General features: G+C 50.0%; 15 protein-coding genes. 12 read left to right on the top strand and 3 right to left on the bottom strand.

The window, feature by feature from the left end; translation table 11 throughout:
* Positions 1 to 36 precede the first annotated feature (36 nt).
* Positions 37 to 1,008: an aldo/keto reductase gene (locus LZD49_RS23750; RefSeq protein ID WP_234670174.1), complete on the bottom strand. Its 972-nt coding sequence runs from the start codon at positions 1,006 to 1,008 to the stop codon at positions 37 to 39.
* A gap of 161 nt (positions 1,009 to 1,169) precedes the next feature.
* On the opposite strand from LZD49_RS23750, the gene LZD49_RS23745 reads away from it, so the two are divergent.
* The 4 genes from LZD49_RS23745 to LZD49_RS23730 all read left to right on the top strand — a co-directional run bounded on the left by LZD49_RS23745 (position 1,170) and on the right by LZD49_RS23730 (position 5,325).
* Positions 1,170 to 1,934, top strand: coding sequence for a M23 family metallopeptidase (locus tag LZD49_RS23745; protein WP_234670173.1), 765 nt, complete (start codon positions 1,170 to 1,172; stop codon positions 1,932 to 1,934).
* Positions 1,935 to 2,000: 66 nt separating this feature from the next.
* A complete protein-coding gene (locus tag LZD49_RS23740) occupies positions 2,001 to 3,287 on the top strand; it encodes an aminotransferase class V-fold PLP-dependent enzyme (protein ID WP_234670172.1) in 1,287 nt (428 codons plus the stop codon).
* A 182-nt stretch (positions 3,288 to 3,469) separates the two neighbouring features.
* The gene (locus LZD49_RS23735; protein ID WP_234670171.1) at positions 3,470 to 4,084 is read left to right on the top strand and encodes a hypothetical protein; all 615 of its coding nucleotides are present in this window, start codon (positions 3,470 to 3,472) and stop codon (positions 4,082 to 4,084) included.
* 68 nt (positions 4,085 to 4,152) lie between these two features.
* On the top strand, positions 4,153 to 5,325 hold the full coding sequence (locus LZD49_RS23730; RefSeq protein ID WP_234670170.1) for a glutathionylspermidine synthase family protein: 1,173 nt from the start codon (positions 4,153 to 4,155) through the stop codon (positions 5,323 to 5,325).
* 71 nt (positions 5,326 to 5,396) lie between these two features.
* Here LZD49_RS23730 and LZD49_RS23725 read toward each other — a convergent pair whose 3' ends face one another.
* Positions 5,397 to 5,846 (bottom strand): hypothetical protein, encoded by a 450-nt coding sequence (locus LZD49_RS23725; RefSeq protein ID WP_234670169.1) that lies wholly within the window; start codon positions 5,844 to 5,846, stop codon positions 5,397 to 5,399.
* Between the two features lie 413 nt (positions 5,847 to 6,259).
* Here LZD49_RS23725 and LZD49_RS23720 point away from each other — a divergent pair, with 413 nt between their 5' ends.
* Complete coding sequence (locus LZD49_RS23720) at positions 6,260 to 7,003, top strand: SDR family NAD(P)-dependent oxidoreductase (RefSeq protein ID WP_234670168.1); 744 nt, start codon at positions 6,260 to 6,262, stop codon at positions 7,001 to 7,003.
* On the opposite strand, the gene LZD49_RS23715 is transcribed toward LZD49_RS23720, so the two are convergent.
* Positions 6,980 to 7,333: a cupin domain-containing protein gene (locus tag LZD49_RS23715; protein ID WP_234670167.1), complete on the bottom strand. Its 354-nt coding sequence runs from the start codon at positions 7,331 to 7,333 to the stop codon at positions 6,980 to 6,982. The two genes, LZD49_RS23720 and LZD49_RS23715, sit on opposite strands and share 24 nt — an antisense overlap.
* A gap of 145 nt (positions 7,334 to 7,478) precedes the next feature.
* Between LZD49_RS23715 and LZD49_RS23710 the strand changes: the two genes are divergently transcribed.
* The 7 genes from LZD49_RS23710 (at position 7,479) to LZD49_RS23680 (ending at position 16,999) form a co-directional block, all read left to right on the top strand.
* Positions 7,479 to 8,033 carry a hypothetical protein gene (locus LZD49_RS23710; protein WP_234670166.1) on the top strand — a complete coding sequence of 185 codons (555 nt, stop codon included), beginning with the start codon at positions 7,479 to 7,481 and terminating at the stop codon, positions 8,031 to 8,033.
* Positions 8,034 to 8,170: 137 nt separating this feature from the next.
* On the top strand, positions 8,171 to 8,737 hold the full coding sequence (locus tag LZD49_RS23705) for a carboxymuconolactone decarboxylase family protein (RefSeq protein WP_234670165.1): 567 nt from the start codon (positions 8,171 to 8,173) through the stop codon (positions 8,735 to 8,737).
* A 157-nt stretch (positions 8,738 to 8,894) separates the two neighbouring features.
* The gene (locus LZD49_RS23700; RefSeq protein WP_234670164.1) at positions 8,895 to 9,470 is read left to right on the top strand and encodes a carboxymuconolactone decarboxylase family protein; all 576 of its coding nucleotides are present in this window, start codon (positions 8,895 to 8,897) and stop codon (positions 9,468 to 9,470) included.
* Positions 9,471 to 9,492: 22 nt separating this feature from the next.
* On the top strand, positions 9,493 to 12,264 hold the full coding sequence (locus LZD49_RS23695) for a TonB-dependent receptor (RefSeq protein ID WP_234670163.1): 2,772 nt from the start codon (positions 9,493 to 9,495) through the stop codon (positions 12,262 to 12,264).
* Between the two features lie 5 nt (positions 12,265 to 12,269).
* Entirely contained in the window at positions 12,270 to 13,487 is a 1,218-nt protein-coding gene (locus tag LZD49_RS23690) for an MFS transporter (protein ID WP_234670162.1), read from the top strand.
* Between the two features lie 76 nt (positions 13,488 to 13,563).
* On the top strand, positions 13,564 to 14,706 hold the full coding sequence (locus tag LZD49_RS23685) for a DUF3179 domain-containing (seleno)protein (RefSeq protein ID WP_234670161.1): 1,143 nt from the start codon (positions 13,564 to 13,566) through the stop codon (positions 14,704 to 14,706).
* Between the two features lie 67 nt (positions 14,707 to 14,773).
* Complete coding sequence (locus tag LZD49_RS23680) at positions 14,774 to 16,999, top strand: TonB-dependent receptor (RefSeq protein WP_234670160.1); 2,226 nt, start codon at positions 14,774 to 14,776, stop codon at positions 16,997 to 16,999.
* Positions 17,000 to 17,028: the final 29 nt, after the last annotated feature.

Here is a 17,028-nt window from a genome sequence, read left to right as displayed (position 1 = left end):
GCCTTCCTGATGTTCGGGAAGGCTTTTATTATCACGCTATTGCGACCATTTCGTCGGCTGGCGATCCCAGCGGTGGGCTTTCAGCGTCTCGGCTACGGCGGCATCCAGTTGCACGCCATCGCTCACGGCCACGTTAGCACGCACGTTGGGAAGCCTGCGCATGCCCGGAATCGTTGTGTGCACGTCAGGATTATTGAGGATGAAACGCAATGCGAGTTCTGCCATTGTCATACCCGCAGGAATGTCTGCCCGTAGTGCTTCTGCGTGGTCGACACTGGCATTCAGGTTATCAGGTACGAAATAGGTCGAGCGCCAGTCGTCGGCCGGGAAGGTGGTTTCCTTCGTCAACGTGCCGGTGAGTGTTCCTTCGTCGAAAGGCACTCGGGCGATCACTCCGATATCGAGTTTCCGGCAAAGCGGGAAGAGATTATCTTCCGGTGCCTGGTCAAAAATGTTGTAAATCACCTGGACCGCGTCAATCAGACCAGTTTCGAGCGTTTTCAGTACATTATCCGGCTCCCAACGATTGACGCTAATGCCCCAGGCAGCTACTTTTCCGTCCTTCGTTAGTTTCTGAACCGCTTCTTTCCATTCATCTTCCTGTGCCCAGGCATCTTCCCACACGTGGAATTGCAGCAGGTCGATTTGCTCGGTACCCAGGTTTTGAAGGCTTTTTTCGGTGTATTCGACAATGTAATCGGCCGGGAACACATCTCTCAATGCATATTCGGCGCGTGACGGCCATTGACGGTTTTTGGGCGGGATCTTTGTGGCCGCGTAAAGCTTTTTATCAGGATTCCGTTTGAGGAGCTCGCCGAGGATGCGCTCGCTCAGCCCCTCGCCGTAACCCCAGGCGGTATCGAAGAAGTTTACACCCGATTCGACGGCCAGGTCGAGTGAGTCGTCCGTTTCCTTGCGGTCGGAGCCAGTCCAGCCCGCCAAGCCCCACATTCCATAACCTATTTCGCTGATTTCCCAGCCAGTGCGTCCAAAACGGCGTTTTTGCATTGTAATTTGATTTTAGTGTTAGACCAATAAAGAACTTCTGTGCATTTATTTAATATAGAACGGATACCTTTGCACGACTTTTTTATTAGTGAGTTTTCGTGCCAGCGTTTCTCCAAAACAGGGTTTCAGTGAAAGATAGGGGGTTGATTAATGCATTGTTGATGACAGTCAAAAGAATTGCCGGGATCGTGTTGGTGATCTGTATTTCCGGTTTGACAAACCAGAGTGAATCTTCCGATAAAATTGCAGAATATTGCCGGGCTTTCCATCAAATCCAGATCGATATCCGGGATAGTGCCATCTCGCCCGACTCGGCCCGTGCCGCTTTCGGGGCGGTCATGCGGGGCATTCGTGCTGAGTACAAGCGGGATACCTGCCGTGCGATCGACTCTTCTTATTTTGTATATCCCGTTAAATCTTACATGCCCAGGGAGTCGATCGGCTCACGGGGCCGAGGTTACCGTCCCAATGGTTTCGATCTTTTTGATATGAATGTGACGGGTAGCCATCCCGCGCACGACCTTTTTGTACGTGATAAAGACCAGGATGTCCTCGATGATCGTACCTGGAAACCTATCGAGGTACTTGCATTCACGTCGGGGCTTGTGGTAGCCACCGAGACGGCCTGGAAATACGATAGCGAATACCGTGGTGGCAACTGGATATGGATTTACGATCCGTGCCTGGACGGATTGTTCTATTATGCGCATAACAACATCGTGGAAGTGCAGCCTGGGCAATGGGTGAATGCAGGTGATAAGATTTCTGAAATGGGTCGTTCGGGCTACAATGCCTACCAGAAACGTTCGCCTACACATTTGCATTTGATGTACCTGGCGCTCGACGCCGACGGACTGCCGATACCTGAAAATACCTACGAATGGTTGAAGCAATCGATTGTGAAAGAGGGTTTGGAGGCGGAGTGATTGGGATTGAAGTAGATATTCAATATATTGTACTTCACTCCATTACTATTCCTTTAACGAACTTTTATGAACAACCGCCGTTCCTTTTTTCGAAAGAGTGCTGCATTGGGTATGGGCGCTTTCGGGATCAACAGCCTATTCAACCAGCTCCATGCGGAGCAGTTTCTCGAAGCGGAAAAGCTTTGGGACCACAGTAGTGAAAGCAACGAAGCATACTGGTCGGTAATCCAGGACGCTTACACCGCCAGCAAAAGCGAGATCATTATCCTCAACAACGGAGGCGTTTCGCCTTCTCCGATCGTGGTGCAGGAAGCTTTGGACAAATACAACAAAGCCGCCGCGCAAGGCCCATCCTATTATATGTGGCGAATTATGGACAAAGGCCGCGAGCCGCTCCGCCAGCGCCTGGCCAAGCTCGCTGGCGCCGATGCCGAGGAAATCGCAATCAACCGGAATGCCACAGAGGCTCTAAATACCATCATTTTCGGCCTGCCACTGGAAAAAGGCGACGAGGTGATCGGCACGTTGCAGGATTATCCTAACATGGTGCAAGCTTACAAGCAGCGCCAAATGCGGGACGGCATCGTTTATAAACAGCTTTCCTTTGATTTTCCAATTGAAAACAAAGAACAGATCGTGAAAGCCTACGCAGACGCTATCACGCCGAGAACCAAGATTATCCATGTAACGCATATCATCAATTGGGTCGGGCAGATTATGCCGGTTAAGGAGATTTCGCAAATGGCGCATGCAAAAGGTATTGAAGTCGTTTGCGACGGCGCGCATACATTTGGTTTGCTGGATTACAAAATCCCTGATCTGGAATGCGACTACTTTGGCACGAGCCTGCACAAGTTTCTGAGTGCGCCGGTGGGCAGTGGAATGATGTGGATTAAGAAGGATAAGATCGAGAAAATATGGCCGTTGCTCTGTAACAGTGAGCCTAAAAGCGCCAATATCCGCAAATTCGAAACGCTGGGGACCCGCAGCTTCCCGATTGAGCAGGCAATTGGTGAGGCCCTCAATTTTCAGGAAGGTATCGGTAATAAGCGGAAGCAGGACCGGATCCACTATCTGAAAAAATACTGGGCTGAAAAAGCGGCGCAGATCCCGGGTGTGAAAATCCATACTTCATTAAAACCGGAATTTTCCTGCGCCATTGCCGGGGTGAGCATTGACGGTATGAAACCCGAACAACTCGACGGCAAGCTTATGAAGGATTATCAGATCCATACGGTCGGTATTAATTGGGAAAACATTCATTGCGTGCGTGTTACCCCGCATGTGTACACAAAAACAAGTGATTTGGATAAACTGGTAGGAGCAATTGAGAAGATTGCTAAAAAAGCGTAATCCATTTGAATAGCAATGTGCATGGAGCATGATCGGATTAGCTTCCGGTCATGCTCATTTTTTTTACCGCCTATAAATTCCCATGTTTGGATATCCGCCGCAAGAACCTTTGGCATAATTCCTTTCGATAAGCTTCTGCGTGTGCATTACTTTTGAAAAATCCCCAACAGAAGACCAACAATATGACACAGTTACGAAAGGGCTCTTTTATCAAAAAGGTAAAAGACATCAGTATGGGCGGCGCGCTGGCGCTCGCCTTGTTGTCGGGCACTACGCTTGTCTCGTGCTCTTCGAACGACGACGAGTCGGATTATAGTTACGAAGAAACATCTTACGGAAAAGGCATTCGCTCACATATTAAAGAAGTGAGTGCGGGCGAATTCAAGATTGTCAGTGAGGAGAGCGTTCCTACGGACAGTTCCATGGCGATTGTTTCGTATCTCGATGGCCACAAGGACACATTGAACCCGACGGCTGCCAAAGCATTGATCGACCAGGAAATCCGGACCAACCAGCATATGGGTTATCATAGTGGGCTCTCGAGTATGCTGCTTTACGGTGGAATGGGCTATTTGCTAGGTCGCAATTCGGGTTATTCTTATATGAACAATTACCGAGATAGGATGGGCGCAGAGCGAAGCCGGTCGTTTTATGCCAATTCAGGGGCATGGGCGAGCTCGCGCACCGCAGTTCAAAGTGTGGATGCCTCGCGTTCGGTCCGCACGGTAAAAGCAAGGCCGTCCGGCGGACGCAAAGGGTTCTTCGGCAGATCCTCCTCGGGACGAAGCGGCGGGTAGAGGAGTTTCAAGTTCAAAGTTTATGAGCTTTTACGCATCGACTCTAAACTCATCAACCTTAAACTCTTATGGTAAAATTAAAATCATTACCCAATCCGCCCCAGAGCGCATTAGAGAAAGCCGGCTGGGACTGGGCGCTGGGCACCGACACTACGCCCTATGTGGTGAACGACATGGTGGTTGTAAGCGAACCGCAAGCGGAAGACTATTATGAAGCTGCCGGTACATTATATGATATGTTGATCGAAGCGGGTCAGTATGCGATCGATCATGATCTATACAAGGAAATGGGCATTCCGGAAAACCTGGTGGAGCTCATTAAGCTCTCGTGGAGCGACGACCGGCAAATTCATTTGTACGGCCGCTTCGACTTCGCAGGCGGCTTTGGCGACGAGCCCATTAAACTGATCGAATTCAATGCGGATACTGCGACCTGCATTCCCGAAACGGCCGTTGTACAGTGGGCACATTTACGGATGAACGGCCTGGACGAATCCAAACAGTTCAATACTTTGTTTGAAACGCTCGTGGGGCAGTTTACCTATCTCAAAGAACAAAACAGCGATCTTACGCCGTCTATCCTGTTCTCGACCATGCCCGGCTATTCCGAAGACGACACGAACGTGGCCGTATTGATGGGTTCGGCGAAAGAGGCTGGCTTCGACGTGGAATTCGCTTATGTCGATGATGTCGAATTTTCAAATGGAGAAGGCATATTTTATCAGGAGCCTGAGCACGGAGATTTCGTCCGGTTCGATTTCTGGTTTAAGCTCGTACCCTGGGAATATATTGGGACGGAAGAGGCGGAGCTTGCAGGGATGCTCACGGAGATCGTTAAAAACCGCAAAGCAGTTGTTCTCAATCCGGCCTACACATTGTTATTTCAATCGAAGTACATCCTTAAAGTTCTGTGGGACCTCTATCCTTACCATCCATTGCTGCTCCAGACGGAGCGCTATATTCTGCCGCATAAAAAGTCAGTGAGTAAGGTGTTGCTGGGCCGCGAGGGAGCTAATGTGACGATTCACGAAAAAGGCGGCGAGGTTCTCGAGGCCGCTGCGGGAGAATACGGTGACCAGCCGCGGATTTACCAGGAATATGCCTCCCTTCCGACCGACGCCGACGGCCGGACTTATCAGGCAGGTGTATTCTTTGCCGGCGAGGCATGTGGGCTGGGGTTCCGGCGCGGTGGGAAGATATTGGACAACACCGCGCAGTTTGTGGGGCATGTGATCGATTAGTGGACTGCGTAATTTTACTTGCCTCTGCATCAAAAAGTTACCGAAGGATCATTGAATCTGCCGTTTACTAATCAATTTGCTGAAATATCCTGGTCAGCAGCGAAGTTTGCAAAGGTTTTAAAAGCGCTGCTGGTATAAAAGTTTAAGGAAGCCGGGAACTTCGTCAGCAGTCCAGCATATTCATCGATCCTTAATACTTTAAAAAAGTCATGATTCACGAGAAAATTTTCCAATTGAAAAGTGGGAGAGAGGTCAAGGTCGTCGTTAAAAGTTACTTTCTCCACGACAATCCGCAGCGCGACACAGATTGCGAGATCCTGATTCGGGAACCCAAAGAAAAATATTTCCGAACGCCGATCGGGATCAATCACCCGCAGTACTGGAAAATGAAGCGATCCAGCGCACAACAGGCTAAGATACTTCTGATGGAATACAGTGGTATCACGCAGCGGCAGATTAACCAAACCATTACAGAGTTTAATCGGATCCTCAGCTATCCGCCGGCGCAAATAGGCCTGCAATATGAAAGCGAACTGGTTTAAAAAAGGTTAAGTCTTCTATATCCACATTATATAGGCAATTTACGCACACACTGACGCCGGGCATGGTCGGACTACAAAGTCTGATCATCGCCCGGTTCCTTTTTTATAACAAGGTGCCTGTCTCTTCCTGCGGACGGTCTTTAATTGGATTGACTTTTTGCTTACCTTACTCGCCCAGCCAGTTCTTCGCGGTCCGGACATGGCTTCCTGCTAGAATACCCTTTTCGGTTTCTTATGCCAAAGATTGGATAGAAGGATTTGGGATGTGTTGAATGATGAAATATGGGAAATTAAGTCGCGGTAAAGAACCCTATCGAAAGCGTGATACAGAACGGCAAAAAAAGTACATTTAAAGTCGGCAAGCTAAACTCATTAACAAAAGTGCTGGCAAAATGAACATTTTCGATAACCAGGTCGCCATCATTACCGGCGCTGCCTCCGGACTAGGCCTCGTAATTGCTCATAAAATGCTGAACGAAGGTGCGAAAATCGGTCTGCTCGATCTCAATGAGAAGGCGTTGAACGAAGAATTTGTAGGTAATGCCGAACGCGAGGAGCTGATCGGTGTGGATGTGACGGACGAATTGAGCGTGGCCAAGGCCATTGACCGCGTGGCGAACCGTTTTGGGAAGATTGACATTCTTATCAATTGCGCCGGAATTACCGGTGCAACGAATATCAAAAGCCACGAGGTCGATACCGCTAATTTACAGAAAGTGTTCAATGTGAACTTCATGAGCAGTTTTTATACCTCCAAGGCGGTGTTGCCTTATATGCTTCAAAACAACTACGGTCGCATTCTCCACATTGCGTCCATTGCAGGGAAAGAGGGGAATGCGGGTATGCTAGCCTATTCGGCTTCGAAAGCGGCTGTGATCGGGATGACGAAGGTGCAAGGGAAAGAATATGCCGAAACAGGTATTACCATCAATGCGCTGGCACCCGCGGTGATTCAAACGCCGCTTGTGGACGCGATGCCAGAAACTCAGGTAAAATACATGACAGACAAGATTCCAATGAAACGCTGCGGTACGCTCGAAGAAGCAGCCAACATGGCCGCGTTTATCGTTTCGCCAGAAAATAGTTTTACTACCGGCTTCACGTTTGATCTTTCAGGGGGTAGGGCGACTTACTAGCAATTCCAGGTCGATAAAATCCTGTCGGGCAGGTGTAAAGCAATCGATCACCTTACATTGCGTATGCGCGGTCGCCGAATGCGGTGCGTTTGGCGGAATGTGGGCCGTCATCCCGGGCGTCAGAAGCATGGTCTCCCCATCAATCGTAAATTCCAGCTCCCCTTCCAGCACATGGCACCATTGTTCATGGAAATGACTGTGCTCCGGCAACATCGTCCCGGCGTCGATCGTAAAATGCCCGAATGTCTGCTGTTCCGAATGGCCCAGCGTGCCGTGAATGCCGTCCCAGATTTTGACTACTTTATTGGTTTTAAAGTTGACGAAAGGCATTGGTTTCGTTGCTTAGTTTGTATTAATAATTGCAAATGTAGGTGTTTGGGCGCTAAGGCGGCAAAATTTTTCACTAAACGGATCATACATTTCAATGCCATTTCATACATTTGTGTATGCTGCTTAAAATTTAAATATTTCAACATTGCGCAGGATCATTTCCATATTGCTGCTGGGGCTATTGCTTTACAATATGGTGGGCTATTCGATAGTTTACCTGACGGAAGGGCGCTATACCATCAGTGCTGCGGGAAAGGATTTTGTGGAGCAGGCAGCGGGTTCCGCGAATATCGTGATTAAGGTGCCGGTGGCGGTCCCTTACCAGAACAATTGGGATGCGCCGGAGGCGGTGCAAGGACAGATCGAGCACGAGGGGCTGTTTTATCAAATGAAAAGCCAGCAGCTAATCAACGATACCTTATACGTACAGTGCGAATTTGATCAGAATGCGAGAGACCGGTTCTCGGATCTTGTTTCGAAAATCACAGATCAGGTGACAGGACAGTCGTCCGAACCACAAAAAGATGCTCATTCGAGCATTTTAAAGCATTTCCTCAAAGAATATATGACCGCTGGTCGTCAGCATGTGTTCTACGTGCTGGAATGGGAGCCGTGCCTTGTGGCTCCGCAAATGTCCATCAGATCTATCCTGCCTGAAAGATATTCTTCTATTCCGTCCCCGCCGCCGGATCTGGCTTAGTGCCTTCTTTTACTTCCCCGAATAGCTGCCACCAGGCAGTTAGGACGCTGCGTACACATGAGTGAATGCATATCATGTGGCTTTACGCTGGCTCACGGGAGGAATGACCGACTACTAACCAGATATCTTCCCTCAACATGGCGCATATTGCTCTACCTGACGAATCGCTGCCCGGCATTGTCGGTCTATTTAACTTCCGGCCCGAAACGGCCGGCCCGCTTCAATTGCTGGCGGAAACCCTGCTGCGCGGCGAGTCGCCCCTCACTAGCGGCGAGCGCGAGCTGATCGCTTCCTACGTGTCGCACCTCAATGACACGCACTTCTGCCATTCCTCGCACGGTTCCGCGGCAATGGCGCATTTTGGGTATGACCTTAACTTGATCGATGACATCAAAAATGGCTTCGAAGTGATCGAGGTGTCGCCGAAACTTCGTGCATTGCTCCACATTGCAGGCAAAGTGCAGAAAAGCGGCAAAGCGGTGACCGACGAGGACATTGCCGCTGCCCGTGCTGAAGGTGCCGGTGACAAGGATATTCATGACACGATACTAATCGCAGCTGCGTTCAGCATGTTCAACCGATACGTCGATGGACTCGGGACCTGGGCGCCGCAGGAGAACGAGGCGTACCGCGAAATGGGCCAGCGCATGGCTTTTACAGGCTACGTTCGGTATTCTGTGCAGGCGGACGCCGAGGAAGTTTAGTGAAGTGGTTAATTATTGTCAATGTAGTTAGGTGTAGTCAAGTATTGTAATCGGCGACCATTGCGATTCTATTTCCTGACCTCCATGACAACCACTGACTATTCGTGAGAACTTGTGAAAAAGAACCCAAATCATTAGCAACAAGAACAACGTACCAATGCCCCACATCCCATTACCGGAGCATTTGCCCGGAATTACCGGCTTGCTGGAATATAGTAGGTTAACCGCCGAACCTATACGTCAGTTGACGCAGTTCATTTTGAGGGGCGAGAATTCGCTCACACCAGCAGAGCGTGAGCTGATTGCGACGATCGTGTCGCATAATAATGAATGCCGTTTCTGCACCGCGGCGCACACGGCTGCTGCTGATGCGCTGCTCGGCGAAACCGAAACCTGCGAGATTATGAAGCGGGATATCGATGCTGCGCCGGTGAGCGACAAAATGAGAGCATTGCTCAAAATAGCCAAGCAAGTGCAGGTGAGCGGCAAGGCGGTGACGCAAGAGGCTGTTGCATTTGCCAAAGAACAGGGTGCTACGGATGTAGAAATTCACGACACGGTGCTGATCGCCGGGTTGTTCTGTCTCTACAATCGCTATGTCGATGGGATGGCAACCGTCGCGCCGACTGATCCGCAATTTTACAAAGGCCTCGGCCAACGTTTAGTGGATTACGGTTACAATCGCCTGCCTAATGGTTACGATCATTTGAAAAGACAAAACCAACCAACCTAACCTGACAATTGAATCGAACTGTATGAAAAAACCTTTACTCATTTTCCTCCTCATCATGAACCTGTGTTTCACGCAGACGGCCGAAGCACAGACAACCAAAATTTCGGGTCATATATTTGATAATGACTCCCAAAAGCCTGTTTCCGGCGTCTCGGTTTCTGTAAAGGGCAAGAATACCGGCACCATGACCAATGCGGAAGGTTATTTTGAACTGAAAACCAATCCCCCTGCGACGTTGATCATCTCATTGGTGGGCTATGCGCGGCAGGAAAAAGAGGTAACAGCGTCAGAAAGTTTGCGGATCAACCTGGTGCCTGCCATTGAGGAATTGAACCAGGTGGTAGTAACCGCTTCCCGTGTGGAAGAAAGCATCCTGCGATCGCCGGTGAGCATCGAAAAAATGGATATCCGTGCTATTCAGCAGACGCCTTCGGCCAATTTTTATGATGGTTTGGTAAACCTTAAATCGCTCGATATGGTGACGAGCAGTTTGACTTACAAACAAATCAACACCCGTGGATTTAACACAACGGGCAACAGCCGCTTTTTGCAATTGGTGGACGGCGTCGATAACCAGCCTTCCGGGCTTGGTTTTGCGATGGGTAACCTCTTTGGCCCACACGATATCGATGTGGAAAGTGCAGAGCTGATCCCCGGTGCGGCTTCGGCCTTGTATGGGCCGATCGCTTTCAACGGAATGCTCAATACACGTACCAAAAACCCATTTGAATACCAGGGCCTGAGTGCGCAAACGAAGTTTGGTGTAAACCATATCGGCGACGGTACGGATCTTGGCGCCAAGCCGCTTTACGACCTGGCTGTTCGTTACGCCAAAGCATTCAATAACAAGTTCGCATTCAAAGTCAATGCCGCTTATCTGAAAGGAACCGACTGGTATGCGAACGATTACACCGACATTGACCCCAATACGAACCCGGAAAACCGTGGGCCTAACAATCCGGCCCGCAATGCGCTGAACATTTACGGGGACGAAGTGGCTCAGACATTGCCGAACATTGGCCGGGTTTCGCGCACGGGTTATGAGGAGAAAGACCTCGCTACCTACGGTGTTTACAGCCTCAAACTGAATGCTGCGTTGCATTATCGCATTACTGATAAGCTGGAAGCCATTTATCAGGGCAATTACAACCAGGGGACAGCGCAGTATACAGGTAGCAACCGGTTTGTGATCAATGATTTCAAATTTGTACAACACCGTTTGGAATTACGCGGCAGCAATTTTTACGTACGTGCCTATACGAACCACGAATATTCGACCAATTCCTACAATACCCGTGCATTAGGCCAGCAGATCAACCGGACCTGGGTAAAAGACCTCGCAGGTAACACCGTAGCGCCTAATAAGGCTGATTCGACCTGGTTTGCAAGGTATGCGGCAGCTTATACGGGTGCAATCACAGGCGTAACGCAACAAAGCCATACAGCGGCGCGCACATTCGCGGACGAGGGGAGGGTCGCCCCCGGCTCTCAGGCGTTCGATATGGCCAGGGAACAGTTGATCAAAACGCGTGGCTTGGCCGGTGCGGGCATTCTCAGCCAATGCAGCTTGCGCCATGTGGAAGGAATGTACGATTTTAGTTCGCTACTTAAAGTGGTCAATTTCCAGGTGGGCGGCAACTATCGGAAATATTACCTGAACACGGGCGGGACACTGTTCGATGATAAGGACAAAGATCTTACAAATGAAGAATATGGTGTGTTTGCACAGGCTTCCAAATCGCTTTGGAAAGATCATTTAAAACTGACGGTTTCGGGCCGTTATGATAAGAATGAGAACTTCGATGGCCGCTTTACACCGCGTGCATCGGCTGTTTTTTCGCCTAATGAAAACCACCATTTTCGTGCTTCGTACCAGACCGGCTTCCGTAACCCGACAATTGGTGACCAATACATCAAGCTGAATGTGGGCCCGATCATTATCCTCGGAGGCGCCCCTGTCAATTCGGTAGGTTTGAATGCCTATTCGAATTCGGTGACGATTGCGTCGTTCTCCGAATTTGCCTCGGCATTCAGTGCCGATATGGCGAAAGGGATCCCATTCCCGCAAGCTGTGGCTAATAATAAACAGCGGCTGGTCAAATCCAATGTGCCGTATATCAAGTCGGAGAAAGTGAAAAGCTATGAGGTGGGTTATAAGGGTTTGATAGCTAAGCAATTGCTGGTGGATGTTAATTACTATTATAGCCAGTATACCGACTTTATGATCAATACCGTAGTGGCGGCTGCACCATCGAATATTCTGGCAGCGGATGGGTCTGTAAACCAGGCGGCTGCAATGGAGTTGCTGGGTCCGGGCAGGCAGTTGTATCAGTTGTATACCAATGCCAAAGATGAAGTGTCGATACAAGGTGTAACCGCCGGCTTGACTTACTCTTTACCTAAAAACTACAAGGTAACAGCCAATGCGACCTGGATTGATTTTAACATCGGCGATGCTGATGCGAACAATATTCCGGCATTCAACACGCCGAAATGGAAAACGAACCTCCTATTTGGCAATGCGCGCCTGACCGACCGCATCGGGTTCAACGTGGCGTGGCATTGGCAGCAGGCGTTCGACTGGTACGGCACATTCACCGAAATGCGCCCGGGCAAAGTGAATGCATACAGTTTGCTGGACGCTCAGGTTAGCTACCGCATTCCCAGCCTGAAAACGGTGGTGAAGCTGGGTGGTTCCAATATCACCAACAAATACATCGTGCAGGCTTACGGCTCGCCGGCAGTTGGAGGGTTATATTATGTAAGTCTGAATTTTGACGAAATATTCCGCTAAAATTTATGGAAACATTAGAAATAACCCGCGTAGAACCTATCAACGTCAGTCGGAAATGGCTTGCATTCGCGCTTTGCGTGGTGGCTTACACGCTGAGCGGAACAGTGTCGACGCTGATGTCGGTGTACCTGCCGGTGGCGATCCCTGAGTTGAAAGGATCGGCTGTGACGCAGGCGGAGCTTGGCGAAATTGGGGCTTATGTGAGCGCTATTTACCTGTATGGCTGGATGTGCGGCGGGCTGCTGTTCGGTATCGTCAGCGACCGTATTGGCCGGAAAAAGTCTCTGACACTCGTGACGGCATTGTATGGTTTGTCGACCTGCCTCGTGACGATCATTCCCGACTGGTATTCACTGCTTGCTATCCGTTTCACAGCCGGAATGGGTGTAGGTGGTGTGTTGCTGATCACGACAGTCTACATTTCTGAAATTTGGGACGAGCGTGGCCGGGCTGTGATCCTGGGCGTGCTGGCGGTTTGCTTTCCGATCGGGATTGTAACTACCGGCAGTTTGAACCTGCTATTCTCGGACTGGCGCACGGCATTCGGCATAGGCTTGATCCCGCTCGTGGCAGCCTTGCTGATTTTCTTGTTTTTGCCTGAATCTGACCGGTGGAAGGGCATCAGGGAAGTCAGGAATAATCAGCAAAGTATTTTTAATGCTCAAAACAGGCCCAATTTAATCAGAGGCTCATTGATTTTCGGTGCGGTGCTTATCGGGCTTTGGGGGATATTCTCGTGGCTTCCTACCTGGGCGCAGACGTTGCTCGTAAGCGGGCAGGACGGCCAGAAGGAGCGTGGTTTGCTGATGATCCTGCTTGGTATGGGCGGTATTACGGGTGGCGTTTTATCGGGAATCCTGATCAACCGTTTCGGCAAGAGAAATACATTGATGGCGACATTCGCTACCTGCGTGGTCATGTGCGGTATACTGTTCGTGACAAACCAGGCATTTTCCAATATCATTTACATTGAAACGGCAATGCTCGCATTCTGTTTCGGGATCAGCCAGGGCGCATTGTCCAGCTACATCCCGGAGCTGTTTCCTGTGGTGGTGCGGGGCACGGCCACAGGTTTTTGTTTTAATGTCGGTCGGTTCTTTACCGCGACGGCGGTGTTTTTTATTGGCTCGCTGGTGACTGTGCTGGGTGGGTTCGGGAATGCCCTGCTGGTGTTCTCGCTGCCTTTTGCGATCGCACTATTGGTCACATTCAGAAGCAAATGAGTTTAGTTTTGCGTATTATCATAGGTTAATATATTTGGCAAACGGGTTCGCCGCCTGGCGGACCCATTTCTTTATTATGAGAAAACTCTTCTACTTAGGCATTATCGGCATCATCCTTTACGAAATCGCGAAAGTCTATTTTATCATGCCCATGCCGGGCAGCCAGCGGATGAATAGCATCGATGTCGCTTATCTCCTGCATACCTGGCGCTGGCCGTTGAGGATTTTGTTCTGGGCGATGATCCTTGCTGGTTCACTTTCAGTATTTTCAGGTAAATTGAAATGGTTGCCAGCTATTTTCCTGCTGCTCGCGGCAGGCATTACTTATGCTACAAACTACGAAATGGCCGCGGATACGATGTTCTACCAACCTTCACAGGTGATCCAGCACGATGCGGCGACCAACAAAGTGGATATGGACAGGCTGGTGATCGGCGTGGAGGCGAATGGCGAGGCGAAGGCTTACCCGATCCAATATATAGGCTATCATCACCAGGTACGCGACATGCTCGGTGGCAAACCCATTATGGTTACTTATTGCACCGTATGTCGCACAGGCCGGGTTTTTGAGCCGAACGTAGATGGCAAACCGGAAGTTTTCAGGTTGGTTGGAATGGACCATTTCAATGCCATGTTTGAAGACGAGGAAACCGGAAGCTGGTGGCGACAAGCGAATGGAGAAGCGATCGCGGGCCCATTGAAAGGTAAAATGCTCCCCGAGCTCGCCAGCACCCAAACCTCGCTGAGCCAATGGCTGAAATTGCATCCAAACAGCAAAGTAATGCAGCCAGATCCGGTGTATCAGGCTAAATACGATTCCATGAGCCGCTATGAATCCGGTCGCGGGAAATCGGCATTGACCCGTACCGACACATTATCCTGGAAAGACAAATCCTGGGTAGTAGGCATCCAGGCAGGCGGCGGCGCCAAAGCATTCGACTGGAACCGGCTCAAAAAAGAACGCATCATCAACAACCAGGTAGGAGCAACACCGGTTGCATTGGTGATCAGTGCCGACAACAATAGCTTCTTCGCATTCGATAAGGAAATTAGTCAACCATTTACCCTGAAAAACGACACCATTTTCACTGAAAAAGGTTCCTACAACCTTCTTGGCAAACGCCTCACCGGAACTGGTAACGATCTGAAACGCATCAACGCTTACCAGGAGTTTTGGCACAGTTGGCGTACTTTTCATCCGTCCACGGAGCAATATTAGTATCAGTTAATGCCCGCAATTGCGGAGCCTTTGTGGCATTTGAAAGACCCCAATGTAAACGCTTGCAATGAAACAACGCTACCTAGTAATCATCCTCCTCTGCACACTTTTGGGCATCCGATGTGCTCAGGCGCAAACCGATCATCCAGACAAAAAGAAAGACTATGACAAAGTCTTCGACCTCAACGAAGTCACGGTAGGAGAACGCAAAAATACGATCCACACGGAACGCATGCCCGACGTCCACAATACCTACATCACCGCCGGTAAAAAGAGCGAAGTGGTTCAGGTCGACGGCGTCAATGGCAACATTGCCGAAAAGACAGGAAGGCATATTTTTGCCAAAATCCCCGGTGTGTTCGTCTACGATATGGACGGCAGCGGCAATCAGGTCAACATCTCCACCCGTGGCCTTGACCCACATCGCTCCTGGGAATACAACATCCGGCAGAACGGCATTATCACCAACTCCGACATGTATGGCTATCCTGCAAGCCATTACAGCCCCGCCATGGAATCGATCCAGCGTGTAGAGCTTGTGCGCGGGACCTCGTCACTGCAATACGGTGCGCAGTTTGGCGGGATGATCAACTACGTGACCAAAGGGCCTGATACCACCAAAGCATTCACATTCGAAACCATCAACTCCGGAGGCTCTTTCGGGCTTTTCAGCTCTTATAATGCCATTGGCGGGAAAGTCGGCAAGCTTACTTACTCGGGCTATTACCAGAAGCGCCATTCCAACGGCTACCGCAAGAATGCGAAATCCGATGCGGAATCGCAATATGTGAGTTTGATATACGAATTCAGCAAATCGTTCCGCATTAAAGCGGAGCTGGGCCGTTCGGAATATGTATACCAAATCCCCGGCCCGCTGACCGACGCGATGTTCAACGAAGATCCGAGGCAGTCGACGCGCTCGCGCAACTATTTCAACCCGGACATTTATGTGCCTTCGATCGTCATAGATTGGAAAGTCAATCCGAATACGCAAATCAAGTTCACGAACTCTGGAGTTTACGGCGCACGCAACAGTGTAATGTTCGATGCATTTGCCAACGTGCCGGATACCATTAGCCGGGTAACGAATGCGTACCGCGCTCGCCAGGTGGATATCGATAATTTCAAGAGTTTCACTTCGGAACTGCGGCTCACGCACCAGTACGATATCCTCGGTTTCCGAAATGTAGTTTCTGGCGGCATTCAGTATATGCACAACAAACTTCGCCGCCGCCAGCTCGGCAAAGGCACCACCGGAAGCGATTTCGATCTGGCGGTAACCGACCCGCAGTTCGGCCGTGATATGTACATGACTACCGATAACATCGCTTTGTTTGTAGAAAACCTCATTTTCATCACCCCGCGCCTCAGCTTTTCGCCCGGCGTCCGTGTCGAGAAAGGCAGCACGGATATGACCGGCAAGATCACCTATTACGATCCGCAGAACTTGCCGAACACGATCAAGCATAGCTTCCCGCTATTCGGGATCAGCTCGCAATACAAGCTCGGCACCGACGGCCGCCTTTATGCAGGCTTCTCGCAGGCTTACCGCCCGGTCGTTTTTAAAGACATTATCCCCGGCTCCGTTTTGGAACAAGTTGATAAAAACCTGAAAGATGCCACCGGCTATAACCTCGAAGCGGGCATCAACGGGAATATTAAGGACGTGTTGAAATACGACATCGGCCTGTTCCAGGTGCTGATCAACAACCGCATGGGAACTGTATCGATGAAGGATGCAAGTGGCAATGCCTATCTGTACCGCACTACCACCGGCGACAGCAAAACCCGTGGCGTGGAGGCATATTTGGAATACACCGCATTCAAACGGTACAACGGTGCGGAGGCACAGACCGAACTTTCATTCTTCACGGCGACGTCCTATTTCGACGCCAAATATATCCGTGGCAACGCAGTGCAAAACAATGAAAACAAAAGCGTAGCCGGCAACCGCGTGGAAGGCGTCCCGACCTGGATTTCAAGAAATGGTATTCAGTTCCAGCACAAGAAACTTTCGGTAACCGCCCAATACAGCTACGTAAGCTCCAACTTCGCCAATCCGCTTAACACGGAAAAGCCCTCGGCAAATGGTACTATCGGAAAAGTATACGGATACGGCCTCCTCGACGTGAATGCAACCCTGTACCTCGGTCAGAATTACAAGCTACGTTTCGGCGTGAACAACATCACCGACAAGCAATACTTCACCAAACGCCCGACCATGTACCCCGGCGCGGGTGTGTGGAGTTCGGATGGCAGAAGCCTGGGGATTTCGTTTGGCGTTAAAATCTAATTTTGAATGACTGAATGAGTAAATGACTG

Source organism: Dyadobacter sp. CY261 (assembly GCF_021440085.1).
Taxonomy (GTDB): Bacteria; Bacteroidota; Bacteroidia; order Cytophagales; family Spirosomataceae; genus Dyadobacter.
The sequence above is the reverse complement of the archived record's forward strand: the minus strand, read 5'-3'. Positions and strand labels throughout refer to the sequence as shown.